1 protein-coding gene is annotated in these 335 nt (G+C 40.6%); it reads right to left on the reverse strand.

What is annotated here, in order from left to right:
* Positions 1 to 335 (reverse strand): hypothetical protein (locus tag SB751_RS28910; RefSeq protein WP_410748897.1); only part of this gene is annotated, 335 nt, incomplete at both ends.

Genomic DNA, 335 nt, shown 5'->3' on the forward strand with positions numbered 1-335 from the left:
GCTCAGATCCACCATCTGTTCAAACAGTTCTTTCTGAAATGATTCATCATCAATATTCGGAATTGCACTCTGATTCAGAAATTTAGATTCATCATAATTAGAAAAGCCGCTCACCTGTTTCACTTTCAGCACAAAATTTGCGCCTTCCCACGGACAGGTCACATCCACCGGGGTTTCGCCCATTTCCACATCCACTGCAATCATTGCATTAATTTTATCCCAAATTTTTTTGCCAAAACGATATCTAAACACTTTACCTTCATTTTCCGGTGCTGCCGGATCTTTCACAACCAGAATATTTGCCCAATAGCTGGTTTTGCGTTTAACCAGGCTAT

The sequence above is a fragment of the Cupriavidus sp. SIMBA_020 genome (assembly GCF_046535395.1).
Taxonomy (GTDB): domain Bacteria; phylum Pseudomonadota; class Gammaproteobacteria; order Burkholderiales; family Burkholderiaceae; genus Cupriavidus; species Cupriavidus campinensis.